The sequence below is a fragment of the Nocardia xishanensis NBRC 101358 genome (assembly GCF_001613365.1).
GTDB classification, from domain to species: Bacteria; Actinomycetota; Actinomycetes; order Mycobacteriales; family Mycobacteriaceae; genus Nocardia; species Nocardia xishanensis.
Genome location: NZ_BDCF01000013.1, coordinates 23,007 through 44,829, shown reverse-complemented (window position 1 = coordinate 44,829; position 21,823 = coordinate 23,007). Strand labels below are relative to the sequence as shown.

Here is a 21,823-nt window from a genome sequence, read left to right as displayed (position 1 = left end):
AGGTGGATACGGCAGCTTCGAATCAGCGGGATGCGGATGTGATGGATTCACCGAACATTGTGCGTGACGACGACCTGGCTCACTTTCGCACCGAGTTCTCCCGCTTCATGATGTCGTACCAATTCGTCATCTCCGAGTTGATGACCAAGATCAACATCTTGAAGGACGAATTCACCTACATCCACAACTACAGCCCGATCGAGCACGTCCGGTCGCGGCTGAAATCTCCGGAGAGCATCCTGCACAAGCTGCAGCGCAAGAACATCCCGGTGACGCTGACCGACATCAGGAAGAACATCGTCGACATCGCCGGTGTGCGCATCACCTGCAGCTTCATCCAGGACACCTACCGGCTCGCCGACATGCTTACCAGCCAGTCCGACGTCACCGTCACCGAGGTGCGCGACTACATCGCCAACCCCAAGCCCAACGGCTACAAGAGCCTGCACATCCTGCTCGAACTGCCGGTGTTCATGAGCGACCGCGTCGAGCACGTGCCCGCCGAACTCCAGATCCGCACCATCGCCATGGATTTCTGGGCAAGCCTCGAACACAAGATCTACTACAAATACGGCGGCGATATCCCGGAGGAATTGCTCGCCGAACTCACCGACGCCGCGGACGCCGCGAACCGGCTCGACATGCGAATGGAACACCTCCACGAGCGCGTCGCCGCCGCCCGCCTCAACGCCCCCGCCGAGGAGGGCGCGATACCGCTGCCCGCTCCACTCGAACTGATCGAGTCCCTCGCGCGGCAACACAACCTGAGCAGCTGACACCACCCCTTCTGGCTTCGGGTGCCTGTGATCGAGAGCGTCGAACCCCTGCTACCGTCGCTGACCTGAAGATCTCGCCGACGTACCGACAGCGAGGCGACGGCACGCAGCGGAGAAGCACCATGAGCCACGCATACTTTCGAACACAGCGGAATTCGCGTGCGGACGGCGAGGAGCTGGTTCCCCTGCCCTGGTCGGGCAGCGGCTGGGGCGAGGGGCACATGCGTGGCCTCGCGGTCAGCGGCGCACTGGCCCGTGCGGCCGAGCACGCGATCGCGGCTCTCGGCAGACCCGAACTGCTGCCGACGCGGTGGACGCTGGATATGTTCCGGCCCGCCCGCATGCGGCCGTGCGTCGCCTCGGTCACGGTGGTCAGGGAGAGCAAGCGGCTGTGCCTGGCCGATGCCGTCCTGAGTCAGGACGACCATCCGGTCGCCCGGGCGTCCGCCTTGTTCCTGAGCCCGAGCGAAAGCCCGTCGGGCGCCGTCTGGTCGGGTGGCGCGCAGCCGGAACCGCCGCCGTCCGATACACCGATGGCCGCCGACCAGGACCGTCTGTACTACAGCGAAGGCATCGGGTGGGGCGACCCGGCACGGGCGCAGCACAGCGGGCGCAAACAGGTCTGGCATCGCGCGGTGCCCGTGGTCGAGGGTGAGCAGATCACGCCGTTCCAGTTCGCGGCCGGTGTCGCCGACGTGATGAACGTCGTGTCCAACCTCGGCGCCAACGGCTTGGAGTTCATCAATCCGGACGTCACCCTGGCCCTGGTGCGCCTGCCGCGGTCCATGGAATTGGGATTCGCCGCGACCGACCGGGCCGAGCGGGACGGCATCTCCGTCGGCAGCGCCGTGGTCTTCGATCGCGAGGGCGTCTTCGGCACAGCGACCGTCTGCGGGCTGGCCAACGCCCAGCGCGCGGTCGACCTGCAAGCGTTCTGGACCAACGGCAACCAGCCACGGGCATCGCGCTGACGCCGAAACGCGGGCCCGCACACGGGTCGGCGTAGACGGCAGAGTCGAGCGCCCGTCGAAGAAGCCCGAGGACTCGACCGGATACAGCCTGCGGGAGCTGATCGCCTGACCCAGCTGGTGGCGGGGTCCGGGAACATTGACGAGAAAAGTCACGCCAGGTCCTGGCGCTATGGGCATTCCGCGCATCGGCGACTCGGGAAACTATCTGCGGTAGCGGATTCGGGAGGTGTGATGGGGCGAGTGCGGATGCTGCCGCGGCCGGTCACCGGTGTGCGGTTGGCCGATGCGGTGCGGATCTTCCTGGACACGATCACGGTTGCGAATACGCGCGACCTACGCGATGGCGCTGGCGCCGATTTCGCAGCCGATACCGATGTGGCGCTGCTGGATTCGGAACCGGACCCCCTACACGCTGCACCAGCTGCGCCGTTCCCGGCTGACCCATGCAGCGGAGGAAGGCGCGTCGACACCGGTGCTGATGAAGCTGTCCGGGCACACCTCCGTGCGCGGCCTGCGGCAACCCGCCCTGGGGGACCACCGGTCACCGTGCAGATCATCGGCGCCGGTACCGGCCGGATCGGCTCGCTGTGTGGGCCTTTCAGCGGTTTCACACCTTCGCGCGGACCAACCGGCACAGGTCGACGGGGCACAGGCCGTCTGTGCGCTGCCACATGGCCGGTGGGACGGCCTCACGCTGGGAGCGGTGCTCGAGGATTGCGAATCCGTGCGTATCGAGCATTGCCGACAGTTGCTCCGGCGCGAAGAAACTGTGCCAGGGTTCGCTGAGGTCGGTGGTGGCGGCAAGAGCGTGTTCGGCGTATGCGGCACCGCGTTCGTCGCGGAGGTGGGCGGGCAGCGCATATTCCATGATGAGTTCGGTGCCGGGCGCACAGCGGCCCAGGACGGCCAGGGTGGCGGAGAGGGCCGGTGCGGTGAGGTACATGCTCACGCCGAGCCAGCTCACCAGCGCCGGACGGGCCGGGTCGAAGCCGTGCGTCGCCAATTGTTCATCCAGGGCATCGTTTTCGAAGTCCACGCCGACGAATTCGACACCGGTCGTCGCGATTCCCGCGTCCGCGAGCAGGACGCGTTTCCACCGCTGTGTACTCGGGTGGTCGACCTCGAAGACGGCAATGTCGTCGCCTGCACGGTAGGCGAAGGTGTCCAGACCGGCACCCAGGATGACGTACTGGGTGTGCCCGGAGGCGGCGAGCCGGGCCTCGGTGTAGTGGCTGCGCACAGTGACGGCGTCAGCGGTGTGCCAGGTCGCGGGCCCGCCACATCCGCACCGCGAACACGAAAACCCGCCCCCGACAGCCAACTACGACGGTCTCCTCGACAGCTCGGACGGGGCCGCGATCGGGTCGGGCAGGAACATTCCCAGGTAGCGGACCGTGACCGCCTGGACCGCGAACCCGAGGCGGTTGTAGTCGCGGCGTCGGTCCGCGATCAATCGCCGGTCCTCATCATCGAGGTAGCAGAACCGTTCGAGCTCCACACGGGACAACGCACCGAAACGCCCGTATCCGGGCAACACCCGATCACTCACGCCGACATGAAATCACCAGCACAGCAACATGATTCACCTTTTCGGCCTAGCGTGACCTTCCTCCCGGATGTTCCTCGACCCCTGTGGCCGTGAGCGAGGCGGCGATCGACCGCGGTGACGTGGAGGAGGACTGTGGGCCGAGAAAGCGGTCGCGGACCGACCCGTCAGTCGCAGACCGCGCCGCCCGACGCCGAGCCCACCAGCTTCGTGTACTTCGCCAGGACGCCGCGGGTGTAGCGGGGCGGCAACGGTTTCCAGCCCTCGCGGCGGCGGGCGAGTTCGCTGTCGTCGACCAGCACGTCGAGGGTGCCCGCGCCGACGTCGAGGCGGATGCGGTCGCCGTCGCGCACGAACGCGATGGGGCCGCCGTCGACGGCTTCCGGGGCGACGTGCCCGACGCACAGCCCCGTGGTGCCGCCCGAGAATCGCCCGTCGGTCAGCAGCAGCACGTCCTTGCCGAGGCCCGCGCCCTTGATGGCGGCGGTGATGGCCAGCATCTCGCGCATCCCGGGACCGCCCTTAGGGCCCTCGTACCGGATGACGACCACGTCGCCCGCCGTGATCGTGCCGTCCTCGAGCGCGTCCATCGCGGACCGTTCGCGGTCGAAGACCCTTGCCGTTCCAGTGAACACGTCGGATTCGAAGCCCGCCGACTTGACCACGGCCCCCTCGGGCGCGAGAGTCCCCCTGAGGATGGTGATGCCGCCGGTGGGATGGATCGGCGCGGCCATCGCGCGGATCACCTTGCCGTCGGGATCCGGCGGGGTGATCTCGGCAAGGTTCTCCGCGACCGTCCGGCCCGTCACGGTCAGACAGTCGCCGTGCAGCAACCCGGCGTCGAGCAGCGCCTTCATCATCACCGGCACGCCGCCGATCCGGTCAACGTCGGTCATCACGTGCCTGCCGAAGGGTTTCACGTCCGCCAGGTGCGGCACCCGGCGGCCGACGCGGGCGAAATCGTCCAGCGTCAGATCGACGTTCGCCTCGTGCGCGATGGCGAGCAGGTGCAATACGGCATTGGTGGAGCCGCCGAAGGCCATGACGACCGCGATGGCGTTCTCGAAGGCCGGTTTGGTGAGGATGTCGGCGGGAGTGATGCCCTGCCGGATCAGCTCCACCACCGCCTCGCCGCTGCGCCGCGCGTAACCGTCGCGGCGGCGGTCGGTCGCGGGCGGGGCCGCGCTGCCCGGTAGCGACATGCCGAGCGCCTCGGCAGCACTGGCCATGGTGTTGGCCGTGTACATGCCGCCGCACGCGCCCTCGCCGGGACAGATCGCGCGCTCGATGGCGTCCACGTCCGCGCGGCTCATCAACCCGCGAGCGCACGCGCCGACCGCTTCGAACGCGTCGATGATCGTCACTTCGCGCTCGCTGCCGTCGGACAGTTTCGCGATCCCCGGCAGGATCGACCCCGCGTACAGGAACACGCTCGCCAGGTTCAGCCTGGCCGCCGCCATCAGCATGCCGGGCAGCGACTTGTCGCAGCCGGCCAGCAGCACCGAGCCGTCGAGCCGCTCGGCCTGCATCACCGTCTCGACGCTGTCGGCGATCACCTCTCGCGACACCAAGGAGAAATGCATCCCCTCGTGTCCCATGGAGATGCCGTCGGACACCGAGATGGTGCCGAATTGCATCGGGTAGCCGCCACCGGAGAACACGCCGTCCTTGCATCCCCTGGCGAGCCGCTCCAGCGACAGATTGCACGGGGTGATCTCGTTCCACGAGGACGCCACCCCCACCTGCGGCTTCTCCCAGTCCGCATCCCCCATGCCGACCGCCCGCAACATCCCGCGCGCGGCGGCCCTCTCCAGGCCGTCGGTGACGTCACGGCTACGCGGCTTCAGATCGGAAACCTTCGGATTCTCGGACATGATTCCCCATCATCCCCGCTCTGCGCCGATTCCGTCGGCGACCACGCCGAACCGCCGTCGATCGCGGGCGAATGCGGCGGCGGCCATGGCGAGGTCGTTGTATGGCTTTCCGGTTATGTCCGCGACGACTTCGTGGGACGCGAGAATCTCAGCGGTCGTAGGAGGCGACGCCGACCGGACCCACGCCGATGCACATCCCGAGACCTGTTGTGTAGGAACCGATTCGGAGTATCGATCCGCCGCCGACGACGCGCACGAACACGGTGTGCAGCCCGGCTTCGACCGGGACGACCACCGGTCGGCCGTGCTCGAGGCCGACCGTGATGCGACCGTCCCGATCGGCGAGATAGTTCAGCTGCGCCGTCCAGTTGTTGTCGAGCATCGGACCGTCGAGCGGGAGTTCCACCGACGTCGAACCCGCGATCCGGTAATCGCACGCGGGATCGGGGCCGGGACGGATGTGCCGGTTCCACCAGACGACCGCGTCCACGATCTCGCCGGTGTCGGTGATCATGCGCAACCGGGGAGTCGAGTCGGCGAACGCGCCGGGCGCCGCGACGGGAGCGAGCACCCGATCTGCGAGATTCCGCGGATAGGCGTAGGGCGCCAAGACTTCCCATGGCACCTCCTGCTCCAGCAACGGCGCGTCCTGTGCGCCGAGCGCGGCGGTGACATTGGTGAGGTAGGTCCGGGTCGGGCTCACCGCCCACGATCGCGCGAAGGTCCACGACGACCACAGGCTGCTCACGACGAACGCCACCGTGAGGCCCGCAAGCGCGGGCGCGGCGAAGCGTCGCGAGCCAGGCCGAAGCATCGAGAAATACGGAGTGGATTCGCGAGAACGCGCGCGGATCATCAGCGCCCCGGCCAGGGCCATCACCACCGCGACATCAGCCAGATACCGCAGGGATTGCATGATCTCGGTGGCAGTGTGCGGACCGCTGCGGATCACCGCCAGCGGCAGCTGCGCCACCACCACGTAGACCGCGACCGCCACCAAGACCGCCGCCAGCCGCCTGCGCGCGGCCAGCGCGATCATCACCAGCGCGCCGAGGACGACCCACGCCGCGGCCACCGCCCAGCCCGGCGGCGCCGCCCATGGAGTGGCGGGCAGCCATCGCTCCCACACCCACGGCCCGCCCGACAGCGCCGGCACGACACCGAGCGACGTGGCGCTGCGCAACAGCTCCCTCACATCGTGTCCGCTGCCGTGGACGGCCGCGACGTCGACGACGCTGAGATAGACGGCGAGCCAGGCCGCGAGCACCACACCGCAACCGATCCACAGCGCCGCACCGCGCCGGGCGACCGTGCCGACGACACCGCGGTGACCGTCCACGTGCCGCGTCAGCGCGGCGGCCGCGAACGCGACGAACGGAACCACCACCGACTTCTCGAAGAACAGCAGCGCGACGACCAGCACGACGATCCCGGACACCGCGTACCGGCGACGCCCGGTCCGCACCAGCAGCACCGCGTCACCGGCCACCCAGGCGAGGGCGAACTGCAAGGGCAGCGCGTTCAGCGCCGCGGCCCACCACGCGAACGCCGGCAATGTCAACGGGCACACCAGATAGAGCGCCAGTGGCGCGAGGATCGCGCGACGCTTGCCCGCCACGACGATCAGCATCCGCAACACCGCGAGCGAGGCCGCGAGTTGCAAGACGATCAGCGAGATCACCGGACCCGCCCACACCAGCGGCGCCGCTCTGGTCACCAGCCACGCCGTCACGAATGCCAACGGCATGAAATGTCCGTCGTGGTCGTAGAGCAGCAGGTCCGCGGACAGCAGCTCGTAGCGGCCCGCGCGCCCGACCAGGACGAGGTCGTCCCAGTAGAAGTAGCCGCGACCGGCGATCCAGCCGCGCAGCGCCAGCTGGGCGACGACGAGGCAGCAAGCCACGAAGATCACGGCACGCGGGCCTGCGGTCGACGCCGCACGCAACCGGCGCGCCCACTCGTCGATCCTTAGCGGCGGAAATCTCCGTTGCCGCACCGACTCGACCGGCCGCACCCGCTCGAGCGTGCGAACGCCGTCGGTCATCGCCTGCGCTCCTGTTCGCGATCGTGCTTCCCGTGCCCGGTCCGGAAATCGCCCATCGGATTCCCTGGCTCAGTCTGCCCGAAACCCCACCGCCCGCGCTGTGCCCGTCGTGCGGCCGCCGCGTGGCCGAGGCGAGCGCACGGCGGGCCCGCTGAGCGTCCGTCCTACCTGGGCGTTTCGGGCGCTCTGTTCGACACGGTGCGGCAATCGTCGAGCATCGCCGTGCACAACCGGAATTTTCCGCCACAATATTGTCTGTCCGCCCCGGACGTTTTCCGACGAATTCGTGCCTACCTGAAAGACAAGACACCCGGCGCTCGCACCGAGCGCCATCGTCCTCGCCCGCAGCGAACACACGGAGTACGCCATGTTTCCTCGATGGACGAACACTGCAGCCTGCGCGGCGGCGACCGTCGCCGCCGTCCTGACCTCCGGCGCCGCCGCCACCACCGCGCAGGCGACGCCACCGAAATGCCCTGCCGTCCATGTCGTCGCGATTCCGGGCACCTGGGAGACCTCGAAAGCCGAACCGGGCAAGGGGATGTTGGCCGCCGTCGCCGACGATCTGCCCGGCGACGTCTGGACCGATTACGTCGCCTACACCGCGACCGCGTTCCCCTGGGAAGGCGAGGTGTACGGCCGGTCCAAGCGTGAAGCCGTCGATGGAGCCCGCTCGCTCATCGCGGAGACGGCCCAGCGCTGCGCGTCGACGCGATTCGCGCTGCTCGGCTACAGCCAAGGCGCCGACGCCGCGGGCGATCTCGCCGCGGAGATCGGCACCGGACTCGGCGTGGTATCGCCCGACCGGGTCGACCTCGTCGGGCTGATCGCCGACCCACGACGCTCCCCCACCGACACCCTCATCGGTCCCCCGGTGCCCGGCGCCGGAGCGGGCGGTCCGCGCCTGGGCGGGTTCGGCTGGCTGACCCCGCACACCTACACCTTCTGCGCCCCCGGCGACCTGTACTGCGCGACTCCAGACGGTGATTTCGCCGCTCGCATCGCCGGATTCTTCGCCCAGATCTCCAATCCGGACCCCTCCCTGTTCGGCAACTATCAGGAGCAGGCGGGTCAGCTCATCGATGACGCCCTCGCCGCGGGCGGCCTCGGACTCCTGCACGACCAGCTCAACAACTCGGCCTACGAGGAACGCAAGCGGCAGATCGACGACTTCCTCGCGTCCGGCGCTCACCAGAGCTATCCGTCCTACCGGATCGCCCCCGGAGGCGCGACTCCGCTCACCTGGTTGCGCCAGCGTCTGGTCGGACTGGCCCTGCGCTAGGCCATTCATCGAACGCCGGGCGGAGCAGCGGCTCTGCCCGGCGTTCCGCGTTCCCGGCGCCATTCCATCGGCAACGGTCGTACGAATCCGGCACGATCCGGCCGCGTCCGCGCGCTAGGCTCGACTCGTCACGGGCAAGATCATTCGATGCGACCGGCGCAGGGATGAGGCCAGCATGTGTCGACTTTTCGGAATGACCGCCGCACCGCAGCGGGTCAAGGCGACCTTCTGGCTTCTCGACGCCTCCGACAGCCTGGATCGTCAGAGCGAGACGAATCCGGACGGCACCGGGCTCGGCACCTTCGACACCGCGGGACGGCCGCTGGTCGAGAAACAGCCGCTGGCCGCCTACGAGGACCGGCAGTTCGCGGTGGAAGCCAAACTCCGCGAGTCGGCGACCTTCCTGGCGCACGTGCGGCACGCGTCCACCGGCGCCCGCACCCCGAACAACACCCACCCGTTCACCGAGCACGGGCGAATCTTCGCCCACAACGGCGTCATCGAGGAGCTCTCCGAGCTCGACGAGGAACTCGGCCGGTATCGCGACCTGGTCAACGGCGAAACCGATTCGGAACGCTTCTTCGCGCTGATCACCAAACACATCGACGCGCACGGCGGCGACGTCACCGCCGGAATCACCGACGCCGCGCGCTGGATCGCCGACCAACTCCCGATCTTCGCGATCAACCTGCTGCTGACCACCGCCACCGAACTGTGGGCGCTGCGCTACCCCGGTACACACGACCTCTACGTGCTGGAACGCGAACCCGGCGAGCACTTGGCGCACAGAGGCAGCAAGGGAACCGTCCGGGTCCATTCGACCGATCCGGCGCATACCCCGATCGTGGTGGTGGCCAGCGAGCCGATGGACGACGATGCCGACTGGAAACTCGTGCCGTCCGGCGAACTCCTCCACGTCGACCGGGAACTGCGCGTCCACCGCACCACGATTCTCGACGGTCCCCCTGCCCATCCGCTCTCACTGTCCGACCTCAGCGCCGAGGCCGCCGAATCGCAGATGCATCGCTGACGCCCGGCGACCGGAGAACTCAGCAGATCCCGGACTCGTAGCCGATCTCACGGGTCGTGAGCGTGATCAGTGCGCCGGTCGCGACCTTCGTGCCCGCCGCGGGCTCCTGTTCGGCGACAACGCACTGGCCGCCGCGCGGTCCGCGGCCGGTGCCGCCCATGATCTTCGCCGTCAGACCGGCGTTCGTCAGCAGATTCTCCGCCGCGGCGGGCCGCTCACCGCGCACATCGGGCACCGTGACCGACGCCCCCTGCCGTTGTGCGCCATCGAGGGTGAGCGCGCTCGATTCGCGCGAGACCCGGAATCCCTTGCCGTTCAGGTTTTCCTGGCAACTCACGCCGCTCTGGGCGGAATGGCAGGTGTAGCCGTTGGCGGTCAGCGACGAGTCGTAGGGCAGCACCGTGCTGGTGGTCGTGAACAGCGGTGAACCCACGTTGCAGAAGAAGGTGGTCCCCGACGGACCCACTCCCAGTCCCGGGACCGGAGCTTGCAGCCCTTCGGATTTCGCGCAGCCCTGCGCTCCGGCGGGCGTGGCGGCACGGCCCTGACAGGCCGCTCCGACAGGGGTGCCGTAGGCGCTCACCGACGCATCGAAGATGGCGCAGGAGAACGCGCCACTGGGCGAGGTGAAGAAGTAGCCTGCTCGTCCGAATCCGTCGTCATCTTGGCGATATTCGGCGGTATCGGCTGGCTTCGCGCTTTTGCCAGGGGTCGCCGCGGCAGCGGGTGCGGCGGGCACCTGTGTGGTCGTCGCCGTGGGAGCTGTTGCCGTATCGGAGCTTCCGGTGGAGCAGCCGGTCAACAGCACGGTGAGGGTCGCCGCGAACGCAGCGGCAGCACGCGTCACGCTCTTCCGATCGAAGCGCTGCCGCCCGGCTCCCGCTCCCCGTGCCCGGTCCTGCTCGATGCTCACGTCTATTCCTCCCGGTGGGGTGCCCAGCCATCCTGCCGACTCGGCATGAACCGCCGAGAGCGTAATGGATTCTCGCCCAGAGCCTTTCTGCGACCGCCTTCGGGTTCCGTGCCGACGACGCGGACGCGGAGCCGGTCGGCCGCGGCGGACCTCCGCTCCGTAACCGCGCCGCCGGGCAACTTTCGCCGCCGACGCGTCCGCCGCCAAGAAAACGGTCACGGAAGCGCCGAATTACTCTGCGGCCCAGGTGGACCCGATATCGGCGTTGCGCCCGGTCGCGGCGACTATTCCTGCCGTCGGGCGCTCACGGACCGCGAGACGACGGTGGTCCGCGGCCTGTGTTCGCCGGGCTCTGCGGTGGGGCCGATTCCCTATCCAAGCACCGGGTAGTTCGCCCGGATGACGCCCTGCGGGTCGCGCGCCCGCTTGATCTCCCCCAACCGCGCCAGCGTGGCCGCGTCGAACGCGCTTGCCGCGGTCTCTTCCGGGGTGAGGAAGGTGTAGGGCTTGCGTCCGCTGATGCTGCCGCCGAGCGCGTCGACGATCTCGCGGCGGCGGCCCTCGACCGCGTCGACCAGATGCGGAAGGCCGAGGCCGAGCAGATACAGCAGGTAAGGCTCCGCGACGGGACCGCAGGCGCCGCCGTCGGGACGGGTTACGGCCAAAGCGCCACCCAGGTGGCGGATCTGGATGTCCACCAGCGGGGCCACCGGCCCTTCCAGCACGGTCTTGACCACGGCGTCGTCGAGGGCGGTGAGCAGTTCGGCGCGCGACAGCGAGGGGCTCGGGTCGGTGGGTTCGGCCGTGATGGCGCCGAGGTCGGCCGCCGCAAGCGCGCCGCGCGTGTCGGTGATCGCGCCGCCGATCGCGTCCAGCGCGGCCAGCGACTCCCGGCCCGCCTCCAGGTCGCCCAGGTAGGCGGCGTCCAACGCGACCATCGGCGGTGCGTCCAGGAACTGGAAACGGTGGAACCACACCGACAATTCCGCGGGCGCGTCCGAGGTGAGCCGCTGGAACAGCTCGAACACTTCCGCGGTGCGGGTGCCCGGCCACATCACCCGGCCCCCGAAGAGTCCGGGCGCCGGGAAGAGGTCGAACTCCATGCCGGTCACCACGGCGAAGTCTCCGCCGCCGCCGCGCAGCGCCCAGAACAGCTCCGGATCGTCCTCCGCCGTCACCCGCGCCGCAGCGCCGGTCGCGTCGACGATGTCGAAGGCGCGCACCGCGTCCGAGGCCCAGCCGTACTTGCGCCCGAACCAGCTCAGACCGCCGCCGAGCGTGTAGCCGGTCACCCCGACCACCGGATTGCTGCCCGCGAGTGCGGTGAGCCCGTGCGCACCGGCCGCGGCCTGCACCGCACCCCATTGCGCGCCCGCGCCGACCTTCGCGATCCGCTGTCCGGCGTCGATCTCGATGCCGTCGAGCCGCCCGGTGCGCAGCAGGATCGCCTCCGAAATGCCCCCGGCCGCACCGTGTCCGGTCGGCTGTGCCACCGCCGGCACGCCCGCCCGCGCCGCGTGGGTGACCACGGCGGCGACATCGGCGGCGTCGGTGGCCTCCACCACCGCGGCCACCGGCTGGGTGACCGTCACGTTCCACGGCCGTGCGGCGCCGTCGAATGCCTCGTCACCCGGCAGTAGCACCCGGCCACGCACCGCATCGCGTAGAACTTCGAAAGACATTGGCGTTTCCTAACTTTCAGTCGTACCGAGAAATCGGTTGGCGCGGTCGCCGCGCCAACCGGAATTAGGCGCGCCGGAAACTGCAGCGCGCCCGGTACCGATATGACGAGGCAGGGCGGAAGACTGTGACAGAGGGGGAAATCGCGGCCCCAAGTCTCGACGGCTTGGGTTGATTGACGGGCGGTTGACCGAAGGAGCGGAGGTCAATCGCGGCGCCTGGTCCACTGGCTGACATGTGGTCCGCCTGGAGAGAGGACGGGGCGTCATGTCCACCGACGTCGGGAAAGCAGCTGTAGCGACTCGAAGCGGCGGTGCCGTGGCACTGGCACTCGCGGCGCTGTCGGCGAGTGGGTTTCTCGCGGGCGCGATCTGGGTGTCGAGCCGCGTCGAGGTGAGTCCCGAGCTGCATCGCCTCGCGCTGTTCGTGCACTTGGCGGCGCTGGTCGTCGGACTCGGCGCGGTGCTGGTCGGCGACTATTCGGCCCTGCTGTGGCTGGCCGGGCGGGTGAGCACGGCGCAGATGCTGCGCGACATCGGCCGGCTGCACCTGCCCATCTGGGTCGGATTGGCGGGATTGGTCGGCAGCGGGATGCTGCTCGAACCCCGATTCGAGGTCGTCGCGACGCGGGTCAAACTGGCTGTGGTCGCGATGCTGCTCGTCAACGGGGTACAGGCGATGGCGCTCGAACGGCGCATGGTCGCCGCGGGCCCTCGATTGAGCGGCGGGCTCGTCCTGCGTGGTGTGGTGACCGCCTTTGTCTCCCAGGCCTGTTGGTGGTGCGCGATGTGGATCGGCTTCACCGCGACACAGTCCTGAACATTTGACCGGTTTTGATTGTCCTGCCGCACAGCATATTACGGTCAACGCACGGCGCTGCTGCACTGAATCCGGGCGCAATCGGCGATAGGCAATCGATCGCGCGCCCGGCATCACGCAGGAAAGGCAGTACCCGATGCGGAAATCTCTACTCGTGCTCAGCGTTGCCACCGCCTGTCTCACGGCTCTCGGCGCGGTGGGTTGCGGCGCGGACACGAACTCCCACGACCGGGACACCGGTCTCCTCACTCTCAACACGACCGAGCCGGAGAACCCGCTGGTTCCCGGCGACACCACCGACGCCGGTGGATCGAAGATCCTTCGTACGATGTTCAAGGGCTTGGTCGACTACGACCCGCGCACCGCCGCTCCGCGCAATGCCGTGGCCGAATCCATCCAAACCGACGACTCCCGCGTGTTCACCGTCCGGCTGAAGCACGGCTGGACCTTCCACGACGGAACACCGGTCACCGCCCAGAGCTTCGTCGATGCCTGGAACTACACCGCGTACGCGCCCAACGAGCAGCAGGGCGCCGCGTTCCTCTCCGTGATCGAGGGTTTCGACGCGGTCAACGCGCCGGACCCGGGCGCCGCACCCGCCGCGCACTCGGCCAACCCCGCGACGCGCACGATGAGCGGTCTGCGCGTCGTCGACGATCACCAGTTCACCATCACGCTCGCCGCGCCGTTGCCGAGCTTCGTCAATCGCCTCGGCTACCTCGCCTTCGCGCCGCTGCCGCGGAAGTTCTTCACCGACCGCGCCGGGTACCTGGCCCATCCGATCGGCAACGGTCCCTTCGAATTCGTCAGCCGCACAACGGGTTCGAGCCTGACGATCCGGCGCGACGCCGACTACTCCGGACCGAACAAGCCGTCCATCGAGCGCGCGGAATTCCGCTTCAACGCGAGACTGGAAGGGGCCTACGCGGACGTGGTGAACAACCGGCTCGATTTCCTCGAGGTGCTGCCTGGCGACGCGCTGGTCGGCGCGCGCTACAAGCAGGATCTGCCCGGCCGCCACTTCACCCGCACCGGAACGGGATTGCAAACGATCACCTTCCCGCTGTACGACCCGCGTTTCTCCGATCCGCGTGTACGCCAGGCGATTTCGATGTCGATCGACCGGCAACATGTCATCGACACGGTGTTCACCGGCGATCGCATCCCCGCCGAGGGTCTCGTGCCGTCCACCGTGCGCGGCGGCACCACCGGCCAATGCGGAGCACTGTGCCAGTACCGGCCGCAGCAGGCGCGGGAGTTGTTCGACAGCACGGGATTTCAGGGGCCGATCGAGATCGCGTCCAATGTCGATTCGGCCAACGAGAAGTGGCTCACCGCGGTGTGTTCGTCGATCACCGCCGCCCTCGGCCGTGAGTGCCGGTTCCAGCCGGTGCCGACGCTCGGCGAGTTCCGGCGGCAGATCAACGCGCATCAGATGCGGACGATCTACCGCACCGGCTGGGTCGCCGACTATCCATCGATCGAGAACTTCCTGAACCCCTTGTACCGGACCGGCGGCTCGTCCAATACCGGCCGCTACAGCAACCCGCAGGTCGACACGCTGCTCGCCCGCGCGGACGCGACGGCGAACGAGCAGGACTCCTGGGCTCTCTACCAGGAGGCCGAACGCCTCGTCCTCCAAGACATGCCCGCCGTTCCGCTGGTGATCCCAGGCGTGCAGACCGGCTGGTCGGAGCGCCTGCGCAACGTGACCGTCACACCCTTCCGTGACCTCGACCTGGAAACGGTGACGATCGCCGAGCAGTAAGACGCCGACGTCGCGCCTCGACGGCGACCCCGTCGAGGCACGACAACGCGGCGCGACTTGACCCTCACGTTGCGTCAGGCTCCACGATGGCGTCATGACCGACACATTCCACGCCTTCGACATCAGCCCCGTCCCGATCCCCGCCTTGGACGCCACACCCCCGGAACTGTTCCGCGGCATCTACGGAATGCCCATGTTCGTCACGGTGCCGACGCCGGATCTGGCCGCCTCGGCCGACTTCTGGACCCGAGGGCTCGGATTCTTCGATCTGTTCTCGGTTCCCGGCCATGTCACCCACCTGCGGCGGTGGGCGTTCCAAGACGTCCTGCTCGTGCCGAGCACGGACACTCCGGTGGATTCGACTCTGACCGTGAGCTTCTCGTGTGTGCTGAGTCAACTCGACGAGATCGAGGCGACCTGTACGGCATTGCTGCCCGGCTGCACGACCGGACCGCGATCGATGCCGTGGAACTCGGTGGAGCTGGAGATCCGCACCCCGGAGCGCACCAGGGTGATCATGACGGCCGCTCGACCCTACGACCCGGACAGCCCGGAGGCCGAGCACCTGCGGTCCATCGGAATCGAAGGACCACGAGGGTGACCGGGCGATGGTCGTCACGGACGCGCACCGCGATGCTGCGAGACTGGTCCGTATGACGCACCGCCCCGCCGACGACGCCGACCTGGCCGACGGGCTCACCGTCGGCGCCGTCGCCGCGCTGGCGGGCGTAACGGTCCGTGCCCTGCACCACTGGGATTCGATCGGTCTCGTCCGGCCGTCCGAGCGCACCGACGCCGGTTACCGGCGCTACACCGCGGCGGACCTCGGCCGGATTCACCGGGTGCTCGTCTACCGCGAGCTCGGTGTGCCGCTGACCGACATCGCCGAGCTGCTGGACGCGCCGGGGGCCGACGCGATGGCCTCGCTGCGCAGGCAGCGCGATCAACTGCGCGAGCGCGTCGCCGAGCTGCAACGGATGGGCGACGGGCTGGATCGCATGATCGAAGCAAGGACGTCCGGCATTCTGCTGTCGGACGAGGAACAGATGGCGATCTTCGGGGGGAACTGGCAGCCGTCATGGCCAGGACAGGCGCGCGATAGGTGGGGTGACACCGCGCAGTGGGCGCAGTACGCCGAACGGGCCGCCGGCCGGACCGCCGAGCAGTGGCAGCGGATCTCCGATGCCGTCGCCGCACTCGACGCGGAGCTGGTCGCGGCACACCGCGCCGGGGTGATGCCGGGAAGCGACCGCGCCAACGCGCTCGCCGAGCGGCACCGGGCATCGATCGGCGTCTACTTCGACTGCACCCACGCGATGCACGTCTGCCTGGGCCGCACGTTCACCACCGATCCCGGGTTCGCCGCCCACTACGACGGCATGGCGACCGGCCTGAGCGCCTGGCTGCGCGACATCATCGACGCCAATGCGCGCGCCAACGGGATCGACCCGGCGTCGGCGCGGTGGACCTGACGCGGCGTGCTCGCGTCGCGACCGGAATGTGTCGGTGGGCGGCGCTACGGTGACGGCGTGAACCGGACGGATCGGTTGTACGCGATAGTCGAGGAACTGCGGGCGATCTCGCCGCGTCTGCGCAGCGCGCGCGAGCTGGCCGAGCGCTACGAGGTGAGCGTCCGGACGATCGAACGCGACATCTGCGCGCTACAGCAGGCCGGTATCCCCATCTACGCCGATGTCGGCAGGCGCGGCGGGTACGCGCTGGACAAGAGCATGTCCTTGCCGCCCTTGAACTTCACGCCCGCGGAGACCGTCGCGCTGGCCGTCGCGCTCGCTCGCCATCGCGGTGGCCCGTTCGAGCAAGCCGGTCACAGCGCGTTGCGCAAGATCGTCGCCGTGCTGCCGGAACGCAACGCGGTCGCCGCCCGAGATCTCGCCACTCGTATACGATTCCTGGATTCCGTTGAGGCACAACAGCATCACCAGGTTCCCGCGGTGATCGAGCGGGCCATCGAGGTCGGCAGGGTGGTGCGGATCTGCTATCTCGACCGGTTCGGCGCGCGCACCGAACGCGACATCGAACCGTTCGCCTTGGTGAGCGGGACCAACGGCTGGTATCTGGCGGCCTGGTGCCGGATGCGTGACAGTCCGCGCTGTTTCCGGCTGGACCGGATCGCCTCGGCGGCGGCGACCGAACTGCCCGCGCCGCACCGGCCGTTCGATGGTGCGGCCTGGGATATTCCGGACGACGGGCTTCGGGCCGTCGCGCTCTGAGACCGCTTCGAAAACACCGACAGGGGGTTGTCGCCGCGGCGGGAGATCGTGATCGGGCAAGGCAATGACCCCGAGATTCGGAGACGATTGATGACAACTCCCCCGTTCAACACGGTGACCTGGTTTCAGGTCGGCAGCGACAAGCCCGAGCAGATCAAGAAGTTCTACGGCGAGCTGTTCGGTTGGTCCTTCGGGCCCTACGGGAGCGACGACGGCTACGAACTGATCCACTACCCCGGCAGCGAGGCGCCGAGCGGCGGTATCGCGCACACCACGGACAGCGCGGCCAATCACGCCACCTTCCTGGTCATGGTCGAGGACGTCGCGGCCACCGTGGCCGCGGCCGAGGCACTGGGCGCCAAGGTCCTGAACCCGCCGGAGACCACCTCGGACGGTCTGGTGTCGGCCGATCTGCTGGACACCTCCGGCAACCATTTCGGCGTCTTCAGCCCCGCGCCGTCCGCGTGACCCAACGGTGAGCTCGCCTCCGGCGCATCGACGACGATGCGCCGGAGGCAAGACGAACCAGTGTGCGATCGAGGCCGCTCCGGGCACGGAGCAAAGCCGGGGCGTCTAGCCGAGTTCGGCCAGTTGCGGCACCGCAGGCGCGAAACCATCGATCCACGCGGCCGGTGATCCGGTGGTCGGGATGACCATGACGGCCTGCACGCCGAGCTTGGCGTAATCGGCCATCGCGCGGACGAATTCGTCGCGAGTGTCCAGGGCCGGCCGCGGGCTGTTCGCCATGATCGTCTTGCGGATCTCGTCGTAGTCACGACCGACCTCGTCGCAGTGCCTGCGCAAGACGTCGAGCTTGTGTTCGACCTCCTGGGGCGTACCGAACAAGTTGCACGCGTCGGCGTACTGCGCGACCAGTCGCAGCGTCTTGCGCTCGCCGCCACCACCGATCATGACTTTGGGGCGGTTGATCGGCTGCGGCGAACAGATCGTCTCGGCCAGCTGGTAGTGCTTGCCATCGAACGGTCCGTTGTTCGCCGGATCCCACATCTGCCCGCAGATGCGCAGCGTCTCCTCGAGTCGTTCGAACCGCTCGGCGACCGGAGGGAACGGCACGCCGAGCCCGCGGTGCTCGCGCTCGAACCACGCGGCGCCGAGCCCGAGCGCCGCACGTCCGCCCGACAGCACGTCGAGCGTGGTGACGATCTTGGCGAGCAGACCCGGGTGCCGGTACGTCACGCCCGTGACGAGCAGGCCGATGTCGATCGTCGAGGTGTGCGCGGCGAGGAAGCCGAGCGTGGTGTAGCCCTCCAGCATGTTCGCTTCGGCGGGAAGGCCGGTCGGCTCGATCTGGAAGTAGTGATCCATGAAGGACAGCCAGGTCGCGCCCGAAGCTTCGGCTGCGGCGCCCACCCTGGCCAGTTCACCGGCGATGGCGGTGGTCCCACCGTCGATGTCGAAGATCGGTATGTGAAAGCCGAGCTCCATCTTGTGATCTCCTCGTGTGTCGGCAAGCTTCGGCAAGCCTGCGCCCCCACGCTACGACTTGGAGTGCACTCCAAGGCAAGTCGATCGCAATGCCGCGCGAACCTCGTCGGCGGCGCGTTCACCGGAGAGGCCCGCGCCTTCCAGGTAACCGCTCCACCGCGACGCGGTTTCGCTGCCCGCCCAATGGATCGGGTCGGTCGGCAGCGCCGCGTCGGCGAGCGCGCCGGGGCGCGACGGGGCGCGGAACCGCGGTGTAGCCGACGCCGACATGGGGACCGTGTGGCCACGACTTCTCGTGCCAGCTCAGCGGATTCATCGTCGCGCACCCGAGCTGACCCGCCACCGTGTCGCGCCGCTCGGCGGCGGTGAGCCGGTCGAGCGCTGAGGCGGCCCGGCCGGGGATCAGCACGCACAGATGGCCGGGGCCGCTGGGCGGCGAGATGTCGAAGGCCGCAGGCACCGGCCCGTCGAGGGCGACGAGGGCGCCGCTGAGCCCGCGGGATTCGCGGCGGTGACCATCGCTCGGTGGCCGAACGCGTCGGCGCGTCCACCTCGGTGGTGACGCACTACATCGGTGGCCGGGACGAGATGCTGCGCGTCGCGGTGCGGCGCGAGATCGAAGCGCGTCGCGAGCAGGCCGAGAACGCCATGGCGGGCCACCGCGGCGCGACGGCCGTGCGCGCCCCCATCGATTGGGCGGTGCTCACCGCAGATGACGCCGAACCGGTGAAAAGGATTGCACACAAAGGTATTTCAGATTTCGCGAGCGACACGAAAGCGGTAACGAACGCCTCGTCGCCGACGACGTGCTGGTACAGGCTCCGTCGCTGGGAAAAGGGGTATGGCGATGCCGGATCCGCGTTACGAACATGCGAAGACGTTGCGGCGGGATGGGCGCGCCGCGGAAGCGAGTTCGGTGCTGACCGCGCTGCTAGCGGAACGCCCCGGCGATATCGGCGCGCTGTATGCCCTAGCGGTGTGTCAGATCGACATGGGCGAGCGGGGCCACGCGCGCGAGAATCTCCGGCGCATCGCCGGAGCGCACCCCGATCACTATGGCGCGCACTATCAATTGGGCCGCCTGTCGCAAGACGAAGGCGACCTGCGCGCCGCGGCAGTGCACTACCGGCAGGTGCTCGCGGTGAGCGAGTACGCGGACGCGGCAGCGCGACTTGCGCAGTGCGAGCGTGCGACGGCGGTGCCACCGGTGCGGAAGATGATCGAGCAGTCCTACGTCGCCGACCGCGGCAATCTCGTGCACAGCCTGCGGCTCAAAGCGCGCCACATCCTTCCGCTCGGTTCGATCGCGGGCGTGCTGCTCGCGTTCCTCGCGGTTCCGCTCCTCGATACCACGGGCGTCGGCCTCGAAGTGGCGTATCCGCTGGTGCTGATCGTGCTGGCGTTGCTGCTGAACCTGGCGCTGTCCCCGATCACGATCTATATCCGCACCCGCATGTACACCGCCCAGTTGTACGACTACGGCATGGACGTGAGTGCGGGCGTGTTCCGGCGATCCAAGCAGTTCGTGTGGTACTACCAGATCACCGAACCGCCGACTTATGTGCGCCGACCGGCGAATTACCTGACCCACACCGCGTCGCTGATCGTCAGCTACAACGACACCGCGGCGACCACGGTGCGAGTTCAGTTGCGCGGCTTCGGTTCTCCTCGGCAGGTAGACCAAATCCGGTCCTATTTGCAGTCGCGCATTCCGTCCGAGCGTCTGCCGATCCGCGGCCCTTGGACCTGACGCTCGTCACACACCGAGCATCGGGCCGAGTTCGGGCGGGCCGCCGGCGTCCGCCCATCCGGCCACCCCGCCCTCGTGGTGTTCCGCGGACGCTACGACTCCGGGGTGGTGGGGTCCCGCGCCGGTCGCCAGCGGGCTCCCGAAGTCCATCCCCAGCGGTTGGCCTTGTCCGGCAACGGGATTCGGATAGGCACCGGCATGCTGGTCCGGCGCGGACGCTCCGTGTGGCGTGGACTGATCACGGTGGTCCGCGCCATCGGTTTCCCGGAGCGTTTCCTTGAAGTTGAACGTCTTGACCGGATTGCCTTGGGTGTCGACCGGCTGTGAACCCGTGTGCTCGCCGCCCGGAAACGGGCTCTGATTCGAACCGTGCCCCGTCGTCTGTCCAGCGCCCGCGTCATGACCTCGTGTCGAGGTCACGCCCGCGTCGGTGACCGCCTGCCAGTGCGGCGAATGGGCCTGGAAGTCGGCGGCGGTGACCGGCGCGGTCGCGTCGGCCTGATAGACGGCGGTGTGCCCGGACTGTGCAGGCACCGCGGATCCAGCATCCGGTGTGTAGTGCGGCACCGGTTGCGGAGCAGCCGTCGAGTGCGGGGCAGGCGTCGGTGCCGCCTGCGGAACTGTGCCGTGGTGGCCGGGATGATCCGCCTTGTCGAACTTCCAGAGACTCAGGGGCCCCTGGTCCGGCATCGGGAAGTCGTGCGGCAACTCCGTGACCGGATGCTTCAGCGCGTCATGATGGTCGGCGCCGAAATCCATGCCGGGCGGAGCCCCCGCGGGCGCCTCGTGAAAGTCCATCCCGGGCGGGGCCTGTGCGGGTTGCGACGGCGTCTGCGAGTGGGGATGCACCGGAACTCCTTCGATCGCATCGTGCGGTGTGCTGCCGTGCCCACCGGGATGGGCCGGAATGGACGGCGCGGTCGCGTGATCATCGGCCGCGCCATGGGGAAGCCCGTTCGCGTAGTGATGCAGCGGACGCGGATCGTCCCGCAGGGCGGTCCACTGATCGTGCGTCACCGCGAAGACCCGCTCCGGAGCGCGAATGGAATGCACTGGCGGCGCGGAGAAGTCGTGTCCTGCACCGTCATTGATCCGATCCAGCGCCGTGACGGACTGCCAGCGCACATGGGCGACGACCTCCGTTCCCCCGGGTCGCACTCCGACGACGTAGGTGTCGAAATGCTGAATGAAGTCCGCCGATGCCGGGGCGCCGCAGCGGGATATCTCGGCCCGATTCGCCGGATGCGACAACTGTTCGCGGAGCATGGAATCGACAGACGTGGGCACACGAAATCCGGGCCGGTCTGCCATCGCCAGCGTCGCGCCGTCGGCCGAATGATTTGCGCCCGCGTCGTACCACGGCCGTATGACCGCCGCGTCGCTTCCGGTTCCCTGGGGCGGCAAAGTGTCGACACGCCAGGACAACCGGCCTGAATCGCCCGAGAGAACCGGGTCCCCGTGGCCGGAGAAATCGCCGTTCGGACCGTGCATGCGTAATTCATGCGCGGCGAATTGCAGGAAATGCACCTGAAAATCAGGCGGCAGAGCCGCGTTCGACTCGAACTCGAAAACGATCGCGTCGTCGAACGCTTCCCCCGGCGCGTCGGTCGAGCGCACCTCCGCTCCGTCGCGAACGGTCAACCGACCGTATCCGGGGACCTCGAGACTCTGCCACACGCCCATGGGAATCCTC

At 68.5% G+C, this 21,823-nt stretch carries 19 protein-coding genes and 1 pseudogene; 11 read left to right on the top strand and 9 right to left on the bottom strand.

The features are described from left to right. The first annotated feature begins 41 nt into the window (after nt 1-41). Together NX1_RS12630 and NX1_RS12625 are read left to right on the top strand one after the other, a co-directional pair. Nucleotides 42-776, top strand: a complete 735-nt coding sequence (locus tag NX1_RS12630) for a GTP pyrophosphokinase (protein ID WP_068057943.1) — start codon at nt 42-44, stop codon at nt 774-776. 122 nt (nt 777-898) lie between these two features. Continuing rightward, the gene (locus tag NX1_RS12625) at nt 899-1,747 is read left to right on the top strand and encodes an acyl-CoA thioesterase domain-containing protein (RefSeq protein WP_068057940.1); all 849 of its coding nucleotides are present in this window, start codon (nt 899-901) and stop codon (nt 1,745-1,747) included. Between the two features lie 607 nt (nt 1,748-2,354). Here NX1_RS12625 and NX1_RS12620 read toward each other — a convergent pair. From NX1_RS12620 to NX1_RS12610, 4 genes and pseudogenes are all read right to left on the bottom strand, one after another. Then, the gene (locus NX1_RS12620) at nt 2,355-3,068 is read right to left on the bottom strand and encodes a class I SAM-dependent methyltransferase (RefSeq protein WP_084501371.1); all 714 of its coding nucleotides are present in this window, start codon (nt 3,066-3,068) and stop codon (nt 2,355-2,357) included. 27 nt (nt 3,069-3,095) lie between these two features. Beyond that, nucleotides 3,096-3,296: pseudogene (locus NX1_RS35310) on the bottom strand (DUF4158 domain-containing protein); the annotation flags it as partial. A 164-nt stretch (nt 3,297-3,460) separates the two neighbouring features. After that, nucleotides 3,461-5,167: a dihydroxy-acid dehydratase gene (gene ilvD / locus NX1_RS12615; RefSeq protein ID WP_068057936.1), complete on the bottom strand. Its 1,707-nt coding sequence runs from the start codon at nt 5,165-5,167 to the stop codon at nt 3,461-3,463. A 148-nt stretch (nt 5,168-5,315) separates the two neighbouring features. Further along, entirely contained in the window at nt 5,316-7,211 is a 1,896-nt protein-coding gene (locus NX1_RS12610) for a hypothetical protein (RefSeq protein ID WP_245668471.1), read from the bottom strand. 367 nt (nt 7,212-7,578) lie between these two features. Here NX1_RS12610 and NX1_RS12605 point away from each other — a divergent pair, with 367 nt between their 5' ends. Both NX1_RS12605 and NX1_RS12600 read left to right on the top strand, forming a co-directional pair. After that, on the top strand, nt 7,579-8,493 hold the full coding sequence (locus NX1_RS12605) for a cutinase family protein (protein WP_084501370.1): 915 nt from the start codon (nt 7,579-7,581) through the stop codon (nt 8,491-8,493). A 175-nt stretch (nt 8,494-8,668) separates the two neighbouring features. Further along, nucleotides 8,669-9,523, top strand: coding sequence for a class II glutamine amidotransferase (locus NX1_RS12600; protein ID WP_068057934.1), 855 nt, complete (start codon nt 8,669-8,671; stop codon nt 9,521-9,523). Nucleotides 9,524-9,542: 19 nt separating this feature from the next. Here NX1_RS12600 and NX1_RS12595 read toward each other — a convergent pair whose 3' ends face one another. Together NX1_RS12595 and NX1_RS12590 are read right to left on the bottom strand one after the other, a co-directional pair. After that, nucleotides 9,543-10,436: a PASTA domain-containing protein gene (locus tag NX1_RS12595; RefSeq protein WP_169812225.1), complete on the bottom strand. Its 894-nt coding sequence runs from the start codon at nt 10,434-10,436 to the stop codon at nt 9,543-9,545. Nucleotides 10,437-10,807: 371 nt separating this feature from the next. Then, entirely contained in the window at nt 10,808-12,118 is a 1,311-nt protein-coding gene (locus NX1_RS12590; protein WP_068057930.1) for an FAD-binding oxidoreductase, read from the bottom strand. A 316-nt stretch (nt 12,119-12,434) separates the two neighbouring features. Here NX1_RS12590 and NX1_RS12585 point away from each other — a divergent pair, with 316 nt between their 5' ends. The 6 genes from NX1_RS12585 (at nt 12,435) to NX1_RS12560 (ending at nt 17,402) form a co-directional block, all read left to right on the top strand. Beyond that, nucleotides 12,435-12,935 carry a hypothetical protein gene (locus tag NX1_RS12585; RefSeq protein WP_245668470.1) on the top strand — a complete coding sequence of 167 codons (501 nt, stop codon included), beginning with the start codon at nt 12,435-12,437 and terminating at the stop codon, nt 12,933-12,935. Between the two features lie 136 nt (nt 12,936-13,071). Continuing rightward, nucleotides 13,072-14,703, top strand: coding sequence for a peptide ABC transporter substrate-binding protein (locus tag NX1_RS12580; protein WP_084501368.1), 1,632 nt, complete (start codon nt 13,072-13,074; stop codon nt 14,701-14,703). A gap of 94 nt (nt 14,704-14,797) precedes the next feature. After that, nucleotides 14,798-15,304 carry a VOC family protein gene (locus NX1_RS12575; RefSeq protein WP_068057928.1) on the top strand — a complete coding sequence of 169 codons (507 nt, stop codon included), beginning with the start codon at nt 14,798-14,800 and terminating at the stop codon, nt 15,302-15,304. Between the two features lie 52 nt (nt 15,305-15,356). Continuing rightward, nucleotides 15,357-16,175: a MerR family transcriptional regulator gene (locus tag NX1_RS12570; RefSeq protein ID WP_068058200.1), complete on the top strand. Its 819-nt coding sequence runs from the start codon at nt 15,357-15,359 to the stop codon at nt 16,173-16,175. Nucleotides 16,176-16,232: 57 nt separating this feature from the next. Next, on the top strand, nt 16,233-16,934 hold the full coding sequence (locus tag NX1_RS12565) for a helix-turn-helix transcriptional regulator (RefSeq protein ID WP_068058198.1): 702 nt from the start codon (nt 16,233-16,235) through the stop codon (nt 16,932-16,934). 90 nt (nt 16,935-17,024) lie between these two features. After that, on the top strand, nt 17,025-17,402 hold the full coding sequence (locus NX1_RS12560) for a VOC family protein (protein WP_068058196.1): 378 nt from the start codon (nt 17,025-17,027) through the stop codon (nt 17,400-17,402). Nucleotides 17,403-17,507: 105 nt separating this feature from the next. On the opposite strand, the gene NX1_RS12555 is transcribed toward NX1_RS12560, so the two are convergent. After that, entirely contained in the window at nt 17,508-18,380 is an 873-nt protein-coding gene (locus NX1_RS12555) for an LLM class F420-dependent oxidoreductase (protein ID WP_068057926.1), read from the bottom strand. A 51-nt stretch (nt 18,381-18,431) separates the two neighbouring features. Beyond that, nucleotides 18,432-18,650, bottom strand: coding sequence for an FAD-dependent oxidoreductase (locus NX1_RS12550; RefSeq protein ID WP_068057924.1), 219 nt, complete (start codon nt 18,648-18,650; stop codon nt 18,432-18,434). Nucleotides 18,651-19,227: 577 nt separating this feature from the next. On the opposite strand from NX1_RS12550, the gene NX1_RS12545 reads away from it, so the two are divergent. Then, nucleotides 19,228-20,130 (top strand): tetratricopeptide repeat protein, encoded by a 903-nt coding sequence (locus NX1_RS12545; protein WP_169812224.1) that lies wholly within the window; start codon nt 19,228-19,230, stop codon nt 20,128-20,130. A gap of 6 nt (nt 20,131-20,136) precedes the next feature. Here NX1_RS12545 and NX1_RS12540 read toward each other — a convergent pair whose 3' ends face one another. Beyond that, on the bottom strand, nt 20,137-21,813 hold the full coding sequence (locus NX1_RS12540; RefSeq protein ID WP_068057921.1) for a hypothetical protein: 1,677 nt from the start codon (nt 21,811-21,813) through the stop codon (nt 20,137-20,139). Nucleotides 21,814-21,823: the final 10 nt, after the last annotated feature.